9 protein-coding genes and 1 pseudogene are annotated in these 16,933 nt (G+C 68.7%); 6 read left to right on the forward strand and 4 right to left on the reverse strand.

Going from position 1 to position 16,933, the window contains the following annotated elements; all coding sequences use genetic code 11:
- Positions 1 to 49: 49 nt before the first annotated feature.
- On the forward strand, positions 50 to 2,905 hold the full coding sequence (locus AB0950_RS37995; protein ID WP_366780521.1) for an AAA family ATPase: 2,856 nt from the start codon (positions 50 to 52) through the stop codon (positions 2,903 to 2,905).
- A gap of 74 nt (positions 2,906 to 2,979) precedes the next feature.
- Here the strand turns inward: AB0950_RS37995 and AB0950_RS38000 are convergent, their stop codons facing one another.
- Together AB0950_RS38000 and AB0950_RS38005 are read right to left on the reverse strand one after the other, a co-directional pair.
- Positions 2,980 to 3,495, reverse strand: a complete 516-nt coding sequence (locus AB0950_RS38000) for a hypothetical protein (RefSeq protein ID WP_360162275.1) — start codon at positions 3,493 to 3,495, stop codon at positions 2,980 to 2,982.
- 313 nt (positions 3,496 to 3,808) lie between these two features.
- Entirely contained in the window at positions 3,809 to 5,188 is a 1,380-nt protein-coding gene (locus tag AB0950_RS38005) for a carboxypeptidase regulatory-like domain-containing protein (RefSeq protein ID WP_366780522.1), read from the reverse strand.
- 284 nt (positions 5,189 to 5,472) lie between these two features.
- On the opposite strand from AB0950_RS38005, the gene AB0950_RS38010 reads away from it, so the two are divergent.
- Positions 5,473 to 6,042: a TetR family transcriptional regulator gene (locus AB0950_RS38010; protein WP_360162271.1), complete on the forward strand. Its 570-nt coding sequence runs from the start codon at positions 5,473 to 5,475 to the stop codon at positions 6,040 to 6,042.
- Positions 6,043 to 6,138: 96 nt separating this feature from the next.
- Here AB0950_RS38010 and AB0950_RS38015 read toward each other — a convergent pair whose 3' ends face one another.
- The gene (locus AB0950_RS38015; RefSeq protein ID WP_366780523.1) at positions 6,139 to 7,878 is read right to left on the reverse strand and encodes an MOSC and FAD-binding oxidoreductase domain-containing protein; all 1,740 of its coding nucleotides are present in this window, start codon (positions 7,876 to 7,878) and stop codon (positions 6,139 to 6,141) included.
- Positions 7,879 to 9,275: 1,397 nt separating this feature from the next.
- On the opposite strand from AB0950_RS38015, the gene AB0950_RS38020 reads away from it, so the two are divergent.
- Both AB0950_RS38020 and AB0950_RS38025 read left to right on the forward strand, forming a co-directional pair.
- Positions 9,276 to 10,334, forward strand: coding sequence for an alpha/beta hydrolase (locus tag AB0950_RS38020; RefSeq protein ID WP_366780524.1), 1,059 nt, complete (start codon positions 9,276 to 9,278; stop codon positions 10,332 to 10,334).
- Positions 10,335 to 10,667: 333 nt separating this feature from the next.
- Positions 10,668 to 10,751: pseudogene (locus tag AB0950_RS38025) on the forward strand (glutamate synthase-related protein); the annotation flags it as partial.
- A gap of 426 nt (positions 10,752 to 11,177) precedes the next feature.
- Here the strand turns inward: AB0950_RS38025 and AB0950_RS38030 are convergent.
- A complete protein-coding gene (locus AB0950_RS38030) occupies positions 11,178 to 12,290 on the reverse strand; it encodes a DUF4331 family protein (protein WP_366780525.1) in 1,113 nt (370 codons plus the stop codon).
- A 310-nt stretch (positions 12,291 to 12,600) separates the two neighbouring features.
- Here AB0950_RS38030 and AB0950_RS38035 point away from each other — a divergent pair, with 310 nt between their 5' ends.
- Together AB0950_RS38035 and AB0950_RS38040 are read left to right on the forward strand one after the other, a co-directional pair.
- The gene (locus tag AB0950_RS38035) at positions 12,601 to 13,710 is read left to right on the forward strand and encodes a TDT family transporter (RefSeq protein WP_366780527.1); all 1,110 of its coding nucleotides are present in this window, start codon (positions 12,601 to 12,603) and stop codon (positions 13,708 to 13,710) included.
- Positions 13,711 to 15,164: 1,454 nt separating this feature from the next.
- The gene (locus AB0950_RS38040) at positions 15,165 to 16,844 is read left to right on the forward strand and encodes a SpoIIE family protein phosphatase (RefSeq protein ID WP_366780528.1); all 1,680 of its coding nucleotides are present in this window, start codon (positions 15,165 to 15,167) and stop codon (positions 16,842 to 16,844) included.
- Positions 16,845 to 16,933 lie beyond the last annotated feature (89 nt).

A 16,933-nucleotide genomic window follows, 5' to 3' on the forward strand; every position in this document is an offset into this window, starting at 1 on the left:
CACAGGAGGCTGCGTTGAGGGCGGTGTGGCCGTGCGGCATGCTGGCCGCATGCGCAGCACAGACCCCGCGGGCGACCGGCCCGGTGGGCGTGGACACCAGGCCGTGACCGGGCTGCGCCTCAGGGGACGGGACCGCGAAATGGCGGCTGCCCGTCAGGCCCTGGAGACGGTGCGTGGCGGACGGGGTGCCTGCGTCGTCGTGGAAGGGCCGCCCGGCGTCGGCAAGAGCCGGCTGCTCGCGGAGCTGGACGACATGGCACGGCGGTCCGGGTTCGACGTGGTGTCCGTACGGGCCGACGAACTCGACCAGTACGCCGCAGGAGCCGCCCTGCAGTCCGCGCTGCAGTCCTCCTCCGACGGTTCCGAACGAGCCGCCGCGGCCACCGACGACCAGCGGCTCTGGCTGCTGGACGGCATCACGGACGCTCTGGAGGAGCGTGCCCAGCGCGCCCCGGTGGCCGTACTGGTGGACGATGCGCAGTGGGCGGATCCGGCCACGCTCCTGGTGCTCCGCACTCTGCCCCGGCGACTGGCGGCCTCTCGGATCCTGTGGGTGCTGGCCGTGAGGTCGGAGGCCGACCGGCCGACCGTTGCCAGGGTGCGGGAGGACCTCGAACGCCTCGGAGCCCGGTGGCTGACCCTCGGCCCCCTGCCGCAGCAGGAGCTGCAGCACATCGCGGCCGACGTCCTCGGGGCGAAACCGTCACCCGCTCTGGCCCGGTTGCTGCGGGACGTCGCGGGCAATCCGTTCCTGGCGATCGAACTGGTGCGTGCCTTCGCCGACACGGACGCCGTCAGAGTGGAGGCGGGCGTGACGAGCCCGCTGCACGACGGCATCCCCGTCGGCTTCAGGCGGACCGTCGCCGCGCGTCTGGACCGGCTCCCGGAGGACGCCGTGCGCCTGCTCCAGATCGGGGCCGTCCTCGGTCGGCAGTTCGACCTCGGCACGGCCGCCCGCATGCTCGGCAGGCAGGTCGGCAGCCTGCTGTCGGGCGTCGAGGCCGCCCTGAACGCGGGTCTGCTCTTGGGCGACGGTCCGCGACTGGCGTTCCGCCACGACCTCATCCGGCAGGCCGTCCACGAGAATCTGGCGCCGGCCGTACGGACCGCTCTGCACCGGGAGGCCGCCGACATCCTGCGCGGCCTCGGGGCGCGATCGGCCGAGGTGGCCTGGCACGTCGTCCTGTCGGGCGGCCCAGTCGGCGACGACGCCGTGAGCACCTTGACCACCGCGGTACATGAACTGTCCTCGTCGGCCCCTGACGCGGCTGCGGACCTGGCTCAGCAGATCGCCGGACCGTTGCCCCTGCACGACCGGCGGCGCACCGCCCTGCTCACCGACGCGGCCGAGTATCTGGGCCGGACCCGCCGGGTGCATCAGGCACTCGATCTGGTCGACGCCACCCTGTCGGACCGGCTGGAGCCGCTGCAGGAGGCGCGTCTGCGCCTGGTGGCCGCCGAGATCCACCAGGCAGCGGGCGACGATGCCGCCGCGATGACGCATCTCCAACGGGCTCTGGCCCTTCCCGGGCTGCCGCCCGACCTGCAGGTGCGGCTGCTGAAGACCAAGGCGACGGGCCACGTGTACCTGGGGGACATCACCGCTGCCGAACAGACCGACACCGGGCTGGTGGAGGCCTCCTACCGCAGCAAGGACCCGGCCGTCGTCGTCAGCGCCATGGTGTTCCAGTCGCAGACGTCGTTCTACCGTGGGCGCCTGACCCGCGCCCTCGACCTCGCCGAGGAGGCCACGGCACGTAGCATCACGGAGTCCGGCGTACTCCACCTGCGGCCTCCGCGGATTCCGGCGCTGTGGCTGGCCACCGTGCTGACCGCCACCGACCGGCTCGCGGACACCGAGCGGGTGCTGCGGGAGGGGCAGCGCGAAGCCGAGGCGCTGGGCCTGGGCTGGTCGCTTCCCCACTGGCATGCGAGCCGTGCCTGGGCGCTGTTCGAACAGGGGGCGCTGGACGACGCGGCCGTGGAGGCCGAGTCCAGTCTGATGGTGGCCGACGAACTCGAGATCAGCCGGCCGAATCCACAGGCCCGCTCCCTGCTGGCGCTGGTGGAGATCAGACGCGGTGACTTCGCCAAGGCCGCGGACCATCTCCGCGCCGTCGAAGCCGGTGCCGGCACAAGCAGGCAGCGGTATGGCCTCGCGGTGTCGCTGGCGTGCGCCTGCCTGGCCGACGCGGAGGGTCAGGACACCGCAGCGGCAGCGGCGCTCCATGGCAGCTTGACGGACGCCGGGCCGGCACGGCTGCTTGCGGTGCCGCCGTCCCACTGGCCCGGGATCGTGCGCATGGCGCTCCGCGGCGAGGACCAGCCGCTCGCGCTGGCCGTGTCCGGCGCATTGCGCACCCTTGCCGCGCAGGACGACAGCCAGCAGATCATCGGGACAGTCCGTGCCCATGTGGACGGCCTGCTCCACGGCGACCGAGGTGCGCTGGCGTCCGCCGTCACCGGTTACCGGACCACCGGCAGGCGGCTGGCCCTGGTGGCGGCCTGCGAGGACCTAGGGGACCTTGTGGCCGCGTCCGGCGACGCGGCGTCGACGATCCCGTACTACGAGGAGGCGGGTGAGCTGGCGTCGGCTTCCGGAGCCCTGCGCGATCACGAACGGATCATGCGGCGCCTCAGGCAGTTCGGCGTGCGCACAGGTGCCCCGCGGCACCACACGACCGGCGCCCCGGGGTGGGAGAGCCTGACCGAATCCGAGCGGAAACTGATCCCGCTGGTCGTGGAGGGCCTCACCAACCGGGCCGTCGCCGACCGGCTCTACGTGTCCGTGCACACCGTCAACACGCACATGAAGCACATCTTCGCCAAGCTCGGTATCAACACACGAGTGGAACTGACCCGGCTCGCGATCGAACGGGGCGGCATCGCCGACGGGGCGGACTGAGCGGCGCCTGATTTTTTTCCAGGTACCTCCGCGAGTACCCGGGCAGAGACGCCCTCGAATGAGCGCCGCTCCCGTTATCCACCCGCCCGCAGGCCCGGAGGGAGGGCCTCCCCGTCGGGGACCGGTTCCGTCCGGCTCCCGGCGGTGTCGCCGGCGGCGAGGTGCGCGGGCGGCCACGGCAGCAGGGCGATCAGGGAGTGTGCCCGATGGATGAGGAAGGCGGCGAGCGGCAGTTCGGTGGCCAGGGCAAGGCCTCCCGCCATCCAGACGTCATCGGTGCCGGCGTCGAGCGAGATGTCGAACCAGGTGTCGCAGATCAGCAGGACCGCGGTGGCGTGCGCGTACAGGATGACCGAGCGGCTGCGGCGCCAGGCCAGCCACGCCGTGGCTGCCAACGCCATGATGAGCAGCACGTCGAAGCCGACCCACGCCAGGCGCCATTCGTGTACGCGGCGGGACGACGGCAGCGTCAGCCCCAGCATCACGGTCCACGGTATGAGACAGGCGGCGCAGGCGGCGAGGAGTTCAGCGGTGCGCTTCCTGCGGCGGTCCGGCGCAAGGCCTCGGCGGCCGGCGTGTTCCTTGGTCATTTGCGATCCGTCCTCGCGCACTTCCTCCGACACCGGCGGGTTCCCCGGATTTCATGTGGTCACAGCCGCAGACGTCGTTCCGGATATTCCCGCCACGTGCGTGTCACAGTCCCGGACGTGTCCGCGGTGTCCGGCGTGGTCCTCACCGGCGAGGGCCGTCTTCGCCACCGCACCCGCCCGGGCAGGGGCGCGCGCGTCGGCCGGAAGCGCAGCCGCTTTCACGGAACCGCCGGCGGTGAGGCCGGCGCCTCCGGTGCGCGTCGAGCAGGGCGCATCACCCTCGTCGGCTCCGGCCATCGCCACGCGAGTGGCCTCAGGACCCGTGTCTGGCCTGCCCGAGCCCAACGCGCTGAGGGTTCACGGGAGTTGACGTGCCGTTGCGCCGGTCGTGCAGGGTGAAGTCGGCCCGGACGGCCACTCCGGACTGCAACAGCTTCTGGTGGACCAGGGGGTGTCGGCCGGGGTATGAGACCACCACGCTGATGTATCCCTCGGGCAGACCGGTCACGGCGTACTCGCCCCGCGCGTTCGTCGCGGCCCGCACCAACTGCCGGCCGCCGGCGTCCATGACGGTCACTGCGGCCCGATGGACGGGCTGCTGTTCGCCGTCGCTGACGGTGCCCTCCAGCATCGGCAACAACTCGCCGAAGTGGTGCGGGTGGACCGGAAGGGCGGTAGGCGCGGGCGCCTCCAGGGAGGGGTCCTCCACCGGCGGTTCCGGAACGTCCTCCTGCTCGTCCTCCGCTCCCCGGTGCACGGCCATGCGGTGGTGCCGCCACGCGTCCAGGCCCAGCAGTGCCATACCGGCGATGATCCACGCGCCCAGCACGAGGACCGGCTTCAGCACCCCCGCATCGTGGAAGTACAGGATTCCCCTCAGGCCGTCGACCGCGTTGCCCAGCGGCATCACGGCGTGCAGGTCCTGGAAGAACCGCGGCAGCAACTGGACGGGGACCAGGCCGCTGGAGGGCACGCTCAGTACGACGTACAGACCCAGACCCACCAGCGGGAAGAAGTGCTTGACGAAAGGCGCCATGCCGAGGGAGAACGTGGCCACCGCCGTGGTGAGCAAGAAGGCGATCACCAGGGCCGCGGGGGAGTTGGGGAAGAAGCCCAGCCCCACGCCGACGAAGAAGCCCACGACGCTGAAGAGGGCAGCCACGCCGGCGATCGTCAGCAGTTTCCTGCGCCGGTTGAAGGTCACCGCCCGCAGCAAGGTCGTCGCGAGTATGTAGCCCGGGACGTTCCAGGCGATTCCGAAGTACACCAGTGTCGTGCCGAGCCCGTCCTTGCCCACCGTGGGCGCCACGTCCGTGACCGTCAGCCGCTGGTGGTTGTGCGCCGCAAGCTGGGTGAAGCCCTTGGTCAGCGCCTGCTCGAGGGACACCCCGTCGGCCTTGGCCACGTACAGCACGGCATGTCTGCCCTTGGCGGCGAAGCCTGCCACGGCGTCCCGGTCCAGCACCGCCCGGCGGGCTGCTCGGGCGTCTGCCACGGCGGTGACGTCGAACCCGCCCGGGTGCTGCCGCTGCAGAGCGCTGTCGACCTTGCGTTCCAGCGCAAGATCAGCGATCACGAGCTTCGCGTGGTGGGGCTGAGGCTGGTGAAAGGCCATGGGGAAGCAGAACAGGAGGCCGAGGAAGAGCACCGCCGGGATCGTGAGGGTCTCCACCAGGACTCTGGCCGGGGACATGCCTCGGGGACGCTCGATGCGGTGTTTCACAGGATCATCCCTTGGAGGCCGCGGCGAGTGACGTCACAGAGCCCGCGGGACACACGGCGGACCGGATGCTCCATGCCCCCAGGGCCGCCTCTCCGGTGCCGGCAGTCCTGCACTGCTCGCGGTCCGACCAGTTTCACGGCGCCCCTCTCGGCTGTGCCGCGCCCGACCCTCGTCATGGCGCCCCTCGATTAATGTACCGATCGGCACATCTACGTCTGTTGGACCATACGCGTACCGGTCGGTACAGTCAAAGCGTGCCTCGCCCCGTGAATGCCGAAAAGCGCGCCGAGCTGCTGAAGCAGGTGGTGCACCACCTCCAGCACCACGGCGTCGCGCAGATGTCGCTGAGTCCGCTCGCCGAGTCGATCGGCACCACCAAGCGCATGCTTCTGTACTACTTCGGCAGCCGCGAGAACCTGTTGGCCCAGGCGCTGGCCGCCTGCCGTCCCGACGCCCACGCGATGTTCGACGATGTCCGTGACGCCGCGGGACTGCGCAAGGCGGCCGATACCCTCTGGGAAGCGATGACCGTCGGGGAGCAGTCCGGGCCGATCCGCATGCTGCTGCAGCTGCTCAGCCTGGCCGCCACCGATCCCGAGCAGTACGGCAGCATCGCGGCCGAGACCGTCGAGGTCATGATCGCCCCCATCGCCGCCGCCTACGTCCGCTTGGGTCACTCGCCACAGCAGGCGCGGGCAGGGGCCACGCTCCTCGTCTCCGGCCTGCGCGGTCTGTGCCAGGACCGCTTGGTGACCCATGACGTCGCCCGTACCGATGCGGCCGCTCGCCGACTCATCAGGGACGCGGTCGCGGCGGCCGACTGAACTGGTGCCCTCGGCCTCCTTGCCGTTACTTGACGTGCCGCCACCGGTGGCCGGATGGGCGTGTCGGCGAGGGCCCAGGCGTGGCGGGCTGTCGTGTCACAGGTCCAGTACGACCTCTCCTGCGGGCTTGGAGCAGCAGATGAGGATGTTGCCCTCGGCGGGAGGTTCGACCGGGTCGGGTGAGTAGTGGACGGCGCCGGACATGAGGGCGAGTTCGCAGGTGTGGCAGACACCGGTGCGGCAGGACCATTGGGTGGGGACGTCGCAGGCTTCGGCGAGCTCGAGCAAGGACCCCTGGTCTTCGTTCCAGGGGACGGTGAGACCGCTGCGAGCGAAGGAGACCTCGGGTCCGGTGCCGGGAGGGCCCGCGGGCTGATGGGGCGCGGTCGTGGTCGAAGAGCCCTTGATCCCAGGGGTCAGCGCGGAGCCCGCTCCGAAGATCTCGGTGTGGACCCGGGAGGTGGCAAGCCCGCAGTCCACCAGCGCGGCGGTGAGACTGTCCATGAACACGGTGGGGCCGCACACGTAGGCGTCGGCGTCGGTCGGTGGGCCGAGCCGGCGGACGAGCTCGGCCGAGAGGCGGCCCGCTTCCGTGTAGTCCGCGCCCAGCTGGTCGCTGGGCGCGGGACGGCTGTAGCAGACGGTCGACCGTGCGTTGGGGAGGGTGGCGATCAGGTCGCGGCTTTCCTGCGCGAAGGGGTGCTCGGTGCCGTCGCGGGCTCCGTGCAGCCACCACACCTGGCGCGTGGAGTGGTCGCGGGCGAGGGAGTGCAGCATGGCCAGGACGGGGGTGACACCGACCCCCGCCGACACCAGCACCACTGGGTTGTCGCCGTCGGTCAGGCGGAAGGTGCCACGGGGCGCCGCGGCGTCCAGATGGTCGCCGACCCGGATGTGGGCGCGCAACGCGTTACTGGCGGCACCGTGCGGTTCGACCTTCACACTGATCCGGTACGCGCCGGTGCCCGGCTCGCCGGACAGGGAGTAGCTGCGGATCAAAGGCGGGTCGCTGCCTCCGGGCCGGACCTTGACGGTGAGGAACTGTCCCGGCAGCGCGGCCGGCAGCGCCGAGCCGTCTGCGGCGGCCAGGTGCAGGGAGAACACACTGCGACTCTCGGACTGGAGGTGCGTGACGGTCAGCGGGCGGAAGCCCGGCCAGGCGGGCGGCGGTGCGGTGGCGGCGGTGTTCAGTCCGGCGCTGCCGGAGGAGGCACCCTCGCTGTCGGCCTGGTCCAGCAGCGTCTGCATGGAACTCTGCCAGCCGGGGCTGAGCGCGGGGATCCGCAGGGCCCGTTCGACCTGTTCACGGGTGTGTCCGGGCAGGTAGAGCACCCGGTCGATCTCTTCGACGGTCATCGCCTCCGGGCCGGTGGAGACCTTGATGATCTCCTGTCCGGCCTCGACCTCGCCCTCCTCGATCACACGGAGGTAGAAGCCGGGGCGGTGGTGGGCCACGAGCAGTGCGGCCATCTGTGGCTCGCCCATGCGCAGACCGACCCGGTAGCAGGTCACGCGGGGTTGGGTGACCTCGAACAAGGCGTCCCCGATGCGGTAGCGGTCGCCGATGCAGACCTCGTCGTCGGGCAACCCGTCCACGGTGAAGTTCTCGCCGAATTGCCCGGGAACGAGGTCGTCGCGGCCCAGCTCGTTCGCCCAGTAGCGGTAGGAGTCCGTCTGGTAGACCAGTACGGCCCGCTGTTCACCGCCGTGCCCGCCCAGGTCTCCCTGGCCGTCCCCGTCGATGTTCAGCCGGCGTACCATCCGTGGCCCTGCAACGGTCTGCTTGTAGACGCCGGTGTGTACGGTCTTTCCGTGCCAGGGGATGTCTTGCGGCATCCCCACATTCACAGCTTTCAACGTGGCCACCACGCCACCTCTCTTGCGCGGGCCTGTCTTCGGCCTCGGGCGAAGGCCCACGAGTCGGCGTCGAAGGCGTCCTTGAACAGAGCGACCACTGACAGGCCGTGCGGGGGACGACTGCGGGTCGGCGGTCGCCTGGTGTGCCGGTTCCCGCACCGAGCCTGCACAGTCGGCGCGCCAAACAGGCCCTTCCACCGTACTGCTTCACTACAGCGCCGCCACTGTCCACAAAGCGAACGTCCGGCACTCCAGGGCCTACGGCCGGCCACGGCACCCAGGGCGTCCTGGTGGTCTGCGGTGGCGCGCTCCCAGAGGGCTTCCTTGGGCAGCGCCTTCGTCGTCTCCCTGTAGCCGAACAACTCCGTGGCCCGGCGCAAGATCAGCTCGCGGCGTGTGCGTGCGTGCAGTGGCCTGTTCGCGCGGCGGAGAGACGCAGGAGCGGGGTTGCGTATGCACGACCGGCGCGTAGTCACGACTGCGTACGCGACCACATCGGCATGCTCGGCCAGCCGCCGAGGCGGCCGCCTTGCTGCAGTACGATCCGGGACCGAGCCGCTTGCCCGCCCGATCCGGCCGACAGGGTCGTAGCAGCGGGGTTCGGGTTCGCGCGAGGGCGTGCCAGACGGTGCGGGTCCCGACCTGGCGGATCCGCCTGGGGCATCCAGCGGATGCGAGCCACCGGTAGGCGCGGGACGGTGGATCCAGGCGGTGGTCGCGTGGGGCTCGGTGTACCAGCCACGAGCCACAACGGGCTGCTCATGATGCTGGGAGTGGTCGATCTTGGACAGGATACGCGGGGCTGGTGTGCTCCCAGCCCTTCACCGTGTGGGATCGAACGCCCCGCCCTCCGGCTTCCCCGGGAGTACCGATGCGCGCTGACATCGCGCCTGGCGGCGCCTTTCCCGACTATGAGCGTGACCGACACACCGGGACCAGGCGGCGGCTGAGCGAACTGGGATTGCTCCTCCCCAGCGTCTGCAACGGCTCCTGGTACTGGGGGCGGCCCTCGATCGAGGAGCTGCGTCGCGACCTGCGTGCGGTGACTCGCGAGATACGGCCCGACTGGGATCCGGACACACCCGGTCTTCGCGCTGCCCGGGACGCGGGCGACCAGGAGCATGCGCCATGAGCACCTCGTCACCATGACCACCCATGTCCCGGAGAAGGACGTCCTCACCTTCGTACCGCTGCGCTCGTGGGAAGCAACGAGGCCACGCCCGTGACGCCGCACCGGAACGATCGAGGACCGACGGCCGCCGCATCGGGCGCCCCGGAGTTCCTGGCATTCGCCCTGACCGGCCTGAGACCGCCCGCTCCCGGGCACTGGCTGACGTCACCGCGGTGGAGGCCGGCGCATCCACAGGAGGGTTCTCATGATCAATAGGCGGGCCTTCGGGAAGACCATCGGGGCAGGAGCCGCGGTGACCACGGCCGCATCGCTGGCGCGCTGGTTCGACTCCTCGCCCGTGTCCGCGTCGGCGGCCACGCCCGCCAGAGGCAGGGCGGCGACAGCCGGCCGAGCGAAGGGACATACGTCGTTCAGCTCGTTGAAGCACGTCAGGGCCGGTGAACTGAGGATCGGCTACGCCGAGACCGGCCCGGCCAACGGCCCGGCGGTCATCCTGCTGCACGGGTGGCCGTACGACATCCACAGCTACGTCGACGTCGCACCGATGCTGGCCGCAGAGGGATACCGGGTCATCGTCCCTTACCTGCGTGGATACGGCACTACGACGTTCCTGTCACCGAAGACCTTCCGTAACGGCCAGCAGGCGGTGGTCGCGCTGGACGTCATCGCCCTGATGGACGCCTTGCGGATCGAGAGGGCGCTGTTCGGCGGCTTCGACTGGGGCGCACGGACGGCAGACATCATCGCGGTGCTGTGGCCGAAGCGCTGCACGGCCCTGGTCTCGGTGACCGGCTATCTCATCACCGACCGGGAGAAGAACCAGCAGCCGCTGCCCCCGGCGGCCGAGTGGGCGTGGTGGTACCAGTACTACTTCGCCACCGAGCGAGGGAAGTTGGGCCTGGCCGAGCACCGCCACGACTTCGCCAAACTGATCTGGCGCAACGTCTCCCCGACCTGGCACTTCGACGACGCGACTTTCGACCGTACCGCTCGGGCCTTCGACAATCCGGACTACGTCAGCATCGTGATCCACAACTACCGTTGGCGGCTGGATCTCGCGCCGGGCGACCCACGTTACGACGGCATCGAGGCCAAGCTGGCCAAGGGTCCGGCCATCGCCGTGCCCACGATCACTATCGACGGCGCGTCGGATCCGTTCACCCCGGCGGGCAATGGTGTCGCGTACCGCGCCAAATTCACCGGTCCGTACGCGCACCGCACCCTCACCAACATAGGTCACAACGTGCCGCAGGAAGCGCCGGAAGCGTTCGCCCAGGCGATCTTGGACGCCGACCGTCTCTGACAGCACAAGCTCCGGAGCGTCGGCACCAGTCTCTCCCTGGGCACCGACTGCCAGGCTGACGCAAGGATGCCTGTCTGAGTATGGACCAATCCCTAGATTGTGCGATGCGCTGCGCACCTTTCCCTTCGACACTGGTCGTGTTGACGATCGGGTAATGCGAGGAAAGAGGAATGGCGATGGGAAAGCTCGTACGGCGCATCGTGATCGCGGCTGCTGCTCTTACAGCCGCCGGAAACGCTGTCCTGGCTGCCGGAGGGTCCGCAAGCGCGGCCCGAGCATCTGACAGCGGCACCCGGTGAGCCTGCTGCCCAATCCAGCGACCAGTCCGGCGTGCGCATGGTGCAGGGCGCCGACTTCATCAATGCGGCACGCGCGATGATGTTCGCCATCGGATGCATCCAGGCGCAGAGCTGCCACCTGCTCGAGCCGCCGTTCAACGAATGACACGCCTCGCAGAGCACATGGCTTACGCGAAGCAATGCGTTCGCCGGACCTGAGGAACGACATGATTGACACTGTCATGTGGTTGATCGGATTCCGCTACAACTCTGGCCCTGACCGCACCATTCGGTGCTTCTACCTTGTCGACAACGCCACAGACCGGCAACACGCTCGGCACATCGCCGCTGACCGGGCCGAGACACCCGCCGAACGTCGGAGGCGCAATCACCGCGTTCTCGACCGGTCATGGACCGAACTGCGCTGCCTGCACTGTGACTTCATCGGCAGATGGAACCTCGAACCCGCAAAGGCTGCCACTCCGTGCTTAGGGCGGACAGATCGTTAACTCGTGGCTTCCTGCTCGATGGTTCGTTGCTCTGACAGAGCAGATTCGAGGGGCAATTAGCCGTTCTGGCAGCCAAATTCGCGCGAATCTGCCTCCACCTGACGATGAACAACCGTCACGCCAGGCGAGTGGCGGCCTCGGACGGCAGCGGCCACGTATGGGAACGAGGAGGTGGTCGGGGTGTCGACGGCGTCCTGGGACAGTCCGATACTGAGCGCGCTGTCGGTGGTGAGGGAGAACATGACCTCGCCGGCGTTGTCGGTCAGCGCGCGGCCGTTGAACTTCGTGAAGCCGAACACCGCGGGAGTGCCGATCACATAAGGCAGGACGTCGGGGAGAAGACGGTCGGCGATGTCCCGGCCGTAGCCGCGCGGGTCCGTCGTCGTACCGCGGGCGGCCACGACCGCGGCAACGCGATCGGTGATCACGTCGCCGAACGTCTGCGGGTCGTCGGCCGGTGCCGTCTGGTTGAGCTTCTCAGCCAGTTCGTCGTCGAACTGCGCGAAGATCGGCGAAACCATGGGAAGGCCGCACCTGTTGATCCGGTGCCGTCCGCCGGCGTCGGTGGCCAGTGCCGTGGTCGCCCACATGCCGATGTGGGTGTCACGGGTGAAGGGCAGCAGGCCGGTGTCGGGTACTTCCAGGACGATGGAGAGGATCTTCTGTCCGGCGAAGAGACTGGAGACCTGTGAGGCGTCCTGTGCGGGGACGTCGACGTCGGTGCCTTGTTGGAAGGCGTGGCCGACGGCCTCGACCACGGCCGGGTTCATCCAGAACGGGTCGCTGGCCCGGCCCGTCCACACGCGCAGCCCGCTTTCGGTGGCCAGTTCCCGGCCGGTGGTACCCGACAGCAGCAGCACGCCCTGCGCGTGGTCGTCGGACGCGTCTTCGCCCACCAGACGCCGCAGCACCAGGCTCTGCGCGCCATCGGCGCCCGCTGCACCGAAGGTGAAGCGGTAGGTCAGGTTCTCGACGGCGTCGCCCGTGCTGTCGATCTTGAACTCGTACCGGGCCTCGGGATGGAAGCCCTTGGGCGTGTCCGGTCCTGCCGCATCGGAGCAGACGTTCATCACCAGCACCGTTCCGCGGTCGCCGCGGAAGACGTACGTGTCGCAGATGTTCAACCGGGCGTCCGCCCGAGCCGCGGGAGAGTCGAGGTGGTGGGACATGGGGATGGCTCCAAGCACTCCGCAGCCATGGGGGAACGGCCGACTCGAGCACGCCGCCCCGCTCCGTCCAGGCCCCCCGGCCTGGACACTGCACTCAGGGAAAACGTCCTTCTCCCCCAGTTCACGGTAACGCCGTGAGCAGGGCCGCACCTGTTCGGAACCCGCCGCCGCTCAGCGGGGCGGCTGCCAGGCCGACCGGTCCAGCTGGGTAGGGAGGCGGCGGTAGTCGCGGTCCAGGGCCGGGCGCGGGTGGACATTGTGCGGCCGCGGACGCAGCCCCGGGCAGCGGGAGGACAAGGCGGCTCAGGCCGTGGTTTTCGTCGCCCTCCCTGTGTGCCGTTCCGGTGCGGAGTGGGTGATCTCTCTACGATTTCGTTCATCGCAGATTATGCGGTGGTTTGTGTCATGGTGGAGGAGGCGTGTCGGCGGTATGACGACGGTTCAGGGTGCGCCGTACCGGTTGACGCCCAATCTGTTCGGGGTCGCTTTCGGGACCGCCGGCCTTGCGCAGTGCTGGACCATCGCCCGGAACGCGGTAGGAATGGCCGAGTGGCCTGCGGACGTCTTCTGGATTTTGTCGGCGGTGCTGTGGCTCGTGACTGCGCCGGCCTACGTGCGCAATGTGGCGGCGCAGGGCCGTCTGCGCAGGGAGCTGCCTGACCCGGCGATGGGTCCCTTCACGTCACTGGCAGCGATCACGCTGATGCCGTTGGGTGTGGCTCTGGCCGGGCATGCGCGAGGTGCCGGTGAGGCTGTGTTCTTCGCCGGGCTCGCCCTCACCATACTCGTGGGGAGTTGGCTCACCGGTGTGTGGATCCGTGAGGACATCCCGCTCGTGAAGTGGCACCCGGCGTACTTCCTGCCCACCGCCGCGGGCGGGCTCATCGCTGCCGCCGGCTGCGCCACTCTCGGCTGGTCGACCGCGGCCCGCGTCATGCTCGGTTACGGCGTGATCTCATGGCTGGTCCTGGCGTCGATCGTCTTGGTGCGGTTGTTCACTCAGCCGATGCTGCCTCCGCCGCTCCTGCCCACGATCGCCGTCGAGGTGGCCCCTCCGGTCGTGGCCGGGAACGCCTGGTTCGCGATCAACGGCGGGCACCTGGACCTGATCGCGGAACTGCTCGGCGGGTACGCCGCCTTGATGGCCTTGGTTCAGGTGTCCATGTTCTCGACCTACCGGAAGGCGCCCTTCGGCCCGGGCCACTGGGCCTTCGCCTTCTCCTACGCTGCGGCGTTCACCGACGGTGTGTCCTGGCTTGCCGTGGAGCGCGTCCGGGACCGGGAGCCGCTCACGTATGTCCTGCTGGCCGTGGCCACCTGCGCCTGGGCGGCGCTGGCGGGTCGTACCGTGGTCGGCCTGGTGCGAGGGACCTTCCTGCCACGCGTGACAGCCCCCGCATCGCCGTCCGCCCCGAACTGACACCGCACCGCCCGACGGGCTCGAGCCGTCCCGTACGGATGAACCCGCCCAGCGTGCTTTCGTGGCTTTCATGTGGCCGAGCATCCGGCCCTACGCGGTTACCCTCCCACGTGGTGCCCGGCCCACCGAAACGATTGGGCTGTGTCCCGATCGCTCACCGGCCGCGATCTGGCTGACCCCAGGGTGCGGGCACCACGTCCTGACGGCCGCGAGACAGCCTGTCCGGACGCGCGCGGAAGTCAGCGGCTTGGCGAGTGCTACACGTACGACGAGCAGGGCAACCCACCGCCTCGGCGCCTCCGGTGATCAGACCCTGGTCTGGAACGCTGAGGTCGATCCGGCCACCCTCACGGAGAACGGCAGGACCACCAGCTATCTCTACAGTGCCAACAGCGAATTGCTCATCGTGGCAGGGATCCTCACAGACGGGGTCCTGTACCTTCCGGGCGGCCGGGGGAGCTCCGACTACGACCCCACAGCCAGGAACCTCATCGCCCGGCTCTACTACGGCACCAGGGGACGAAAGCTATTCCGAGCCGGGTATCACTATGAGGTTTCCGGGGAGGTAGGTGGGGACAGCATTGAAAGTCCTCTTCAAGGGGCTGAGCGGATATCTTGACGCCGTGACGCTCGGAGCAGGCTCTCTCAAGGAGAACCGGGAGTACAGCGTCCTCGAAGTGTTTTCTAGGGTTCATGGAGGGAGAAGTCCGTCACCTGAGGGCTGTGCGAGATTGAGAGGAGAAAGTCCCGCATTATTGAGGCGGGGCTTTCCCTGTGAGTAGAGCTGGTGAACACCGAGCTGCGCGTCCGTGACCTACGGTCATGGGTCAGTGGAGTGCCACGCTGCCCACGCCGGATTCCGAGCAGAACGGGGTGCGGGAGCAGCTCCAGCCCACCAGGCCGGAGCGCAGATGCGTTGTGTCATATGGCCGTGCCGTCTTTTCCACGGCGCTGAGAAACCATCCTTGAGTGCGTCGGCCTACCACTGCGTCGGCCGCCGCTGCCGCCAGGCGCCGTGGGTGATCTTCACCTGTGCAGTGTGACCTCCTGACGTGGAGGGGCCGGCACATGCGCGGCATAGTTGCAGTATGTCCACTGATGGTTCCGCGAGATCGTCAGCCGAAGAGTGGGCTGTGCCTTCGGCTGACGTCCTGGCAGTGCTCAGTGCCGACATGACGGTGGCCGTGTGGACCGGGGCTGCCGGACGCCTATGGGGTTATTCGGCTGACGAAGTACTCAACAGTCGTGTCGAGGGGCTGCTGGTTTCCGGCAGTCCGGATACTCGCCGTATCTTTGCCGGTAGCCCTTGGTCAGGGCGGGTGCGGATCCGGCGCCGTGACGGCCGTGAGGCAACCGCGGATCTACGGCTTACTCCTCTGGACCCGGAAGCCAGCGGGGGCTGGCTCCTCTGGGGGCCGAACACCTTTGGCCGGCCAGGCCTGGAGCCGGCGGCTGTGGAGGCACTTTTCCGCCACTCGCCGATCAGCCTGGTCATCTGGGACCGGGAATTGCGCTGCATCTGGTTCAATGACAGCGTTCACAATCACGATATCTACGGCTCCGAGCTGGAGTTGGGTGGCCATGTCACCGACGTGCTCCGCGTTCGTCACCCGGAGTTTCTCCAATACGCTATGGAGATCGTGTTGTCCACCGATGTGCCGGTCCTCGGGCATGAACTGCGGCCGGCCGCGGCGCGGGCGAACGACGGCTACTACAGTGTCGCCTTGATCCGTCTCGATGGACCGGACGGCCGACCCCTCGGCGTATGTTCTATTGCTCTGAAGGTCGGCACTGGGCAGCAGGGCGGACGACTTGGTTTGCTCAACGAGGCGAAAAGCCGCATAGGGACTGATCTGGACCCGTTGGTCACCAGCCAGAGGCTGGCGGAGACAGCGGTACCGAATCTCGCCGACTACGTCACCATCGATCTCGTCGAAGCCGTGCCACTGGACAAGGAGCCGTTGAGACGCCTCAAGTCCACCGACACGAGCATCCCCGGCTTCTACCGCGCCGGCGCCGCTTCCATCCACGCGGATCTCCGCGAGTCTCTGTGGGCGCGTGGTACGCCGGTCTACGTCCCGCCGGCATCCCCTTTCACGGCCGTACTCACAAGTCGTAGGTCCTACTTCGAACCCGTTCTCGACACCTCCCCTGGTACCTGGCTCGACAGCGATCCGGATCGGGCCCGGGTCATACGTCAGACCGGAATGCATTCCCTCATGATCGTGCCCCTCCAGGCTCGCGGTGCGACGCTCGGCATCTCCGTCTTCGTGCGCAGCCAGAACCCGGTCCCGTTCAACAGGACGGACCTCACTCTTGCCGAAGAGCTCTCGGCCCGGGCCGCGCTGATCATCGACAACGCCCTGCGATACACACGAGAGCGAACGGCCGCGCTGGCGATCCAACGCCACCTGATGCCCCATCACTTGTCGGGCGGCAGCGCAGTCGAGGTGGCCACCCGCTATCTGCCCGCGGACACGCACGGGGGCGTCGGCGGCGACTGGTTCGACGTCATCAAGCTGTCCGATTGCCGCGTCGCCCTGGTCGTCGGAGACGTCGTCGGGCACGGCGTCAACGCAGCCCTGACCATGGGACGCCTGCGCGCCACAATCCGTGCGCTCAGCAAGCTGGAAGTGCGTCCCGACGAACTTCTGCGTCTCATGGATGAACTCGCCATCGACATCGCCCGTGACTGTTCCGACGAAGGCGAAGGCGCCTCCACAGCACCGGGCATCGGGGCCACCTGCCTCTACGGTGTGTACGACCCGGGAACTCGGCGATGCACCTTTGCCAGTGCCGGCCACCCCCCACCCCTCATCGTCTCCCCGGACGGATCGGTCGACTTCGCCGAGGTACCTCCGGGCGCACCCATCGGGGTGGGACTGGGGTCCTTCGAATCGGCCGATGTGGAGGTGGCGGGCAACAGCGTGATAGCGCTGTACAGCGACGGTCTGATCGAGATGGACCACGACGTCGACCGCGGGCTGCAAGAGCTCCGCACCGCTCTCGCCGCCCCCGTTTCCAGTCTGGACGACCTCTGCGCATCGGTCGTCGACACCCTGGCCCCTGACGGACCGGTCGACGACGACATCACCCTCCTCCTGGCCCGCACCCACCCCGCCGCGGCCTACTGACCTTCAAAGCGTGGTGTCGTAGGGGCTGACGCCTCATGATCCCTGCGGTATGCCGACGTTATGAGGTATGCGCAAGGGGGCGGGCTGAC

It is taken from the genome of Streptomyces sp. NPDC007189 (assembly GCF_040703635.1).
Lineage (GTDB): Bacteria > Actinomycetota > Actinomycetes > Streptomycetales > Streptomycetaceae > Streptomyces.

Coding starts and splice junctions, on each gene's coding strand:
- AB0950_RS37995 (WP_366780521.1), top strand. CDS start 50: ATGCGCAGCACAGACCCCGCGGGCGACCGGCCCGGTGGGCGTGGACAC.
- AB0950_RS38000 (WP_360162275.1), bottom strand. CDS start 3,495: ATGACCAAGGAACACGCCGGCCGCCGAGGCCTTGCGCCGGACCGCCGC.
- AB0950_RS38005 (WP_366780522.1), bottom strand. CDS start 5,188: ATGTCCCCGGCCAGAGTCCTGGTGGAGACCCTCACGATCCCGGCGGTG.
- AB0950_RS38015 (WP_366780523.1), bottom strand. CDS start 7,878: ATGCCGCAAGACATCCCCTGGCACGGAAAGACCGTACACACCGGCGTC.
- AB0950_RS38020 (WP_366780524.1), top strand. CDS start 9,276: ATGATCAATAGGCGGGCCTTCGGGAAGACCATCGGGGCAGGAGCCGCG.
- AB0950_RS38030 (WP_366780525.1), bottom strand. CDS start 12,290: ATGTCCCACCACCTCGACTCTCCCGCGGCTCGGGCGGACGCCCGGTTG.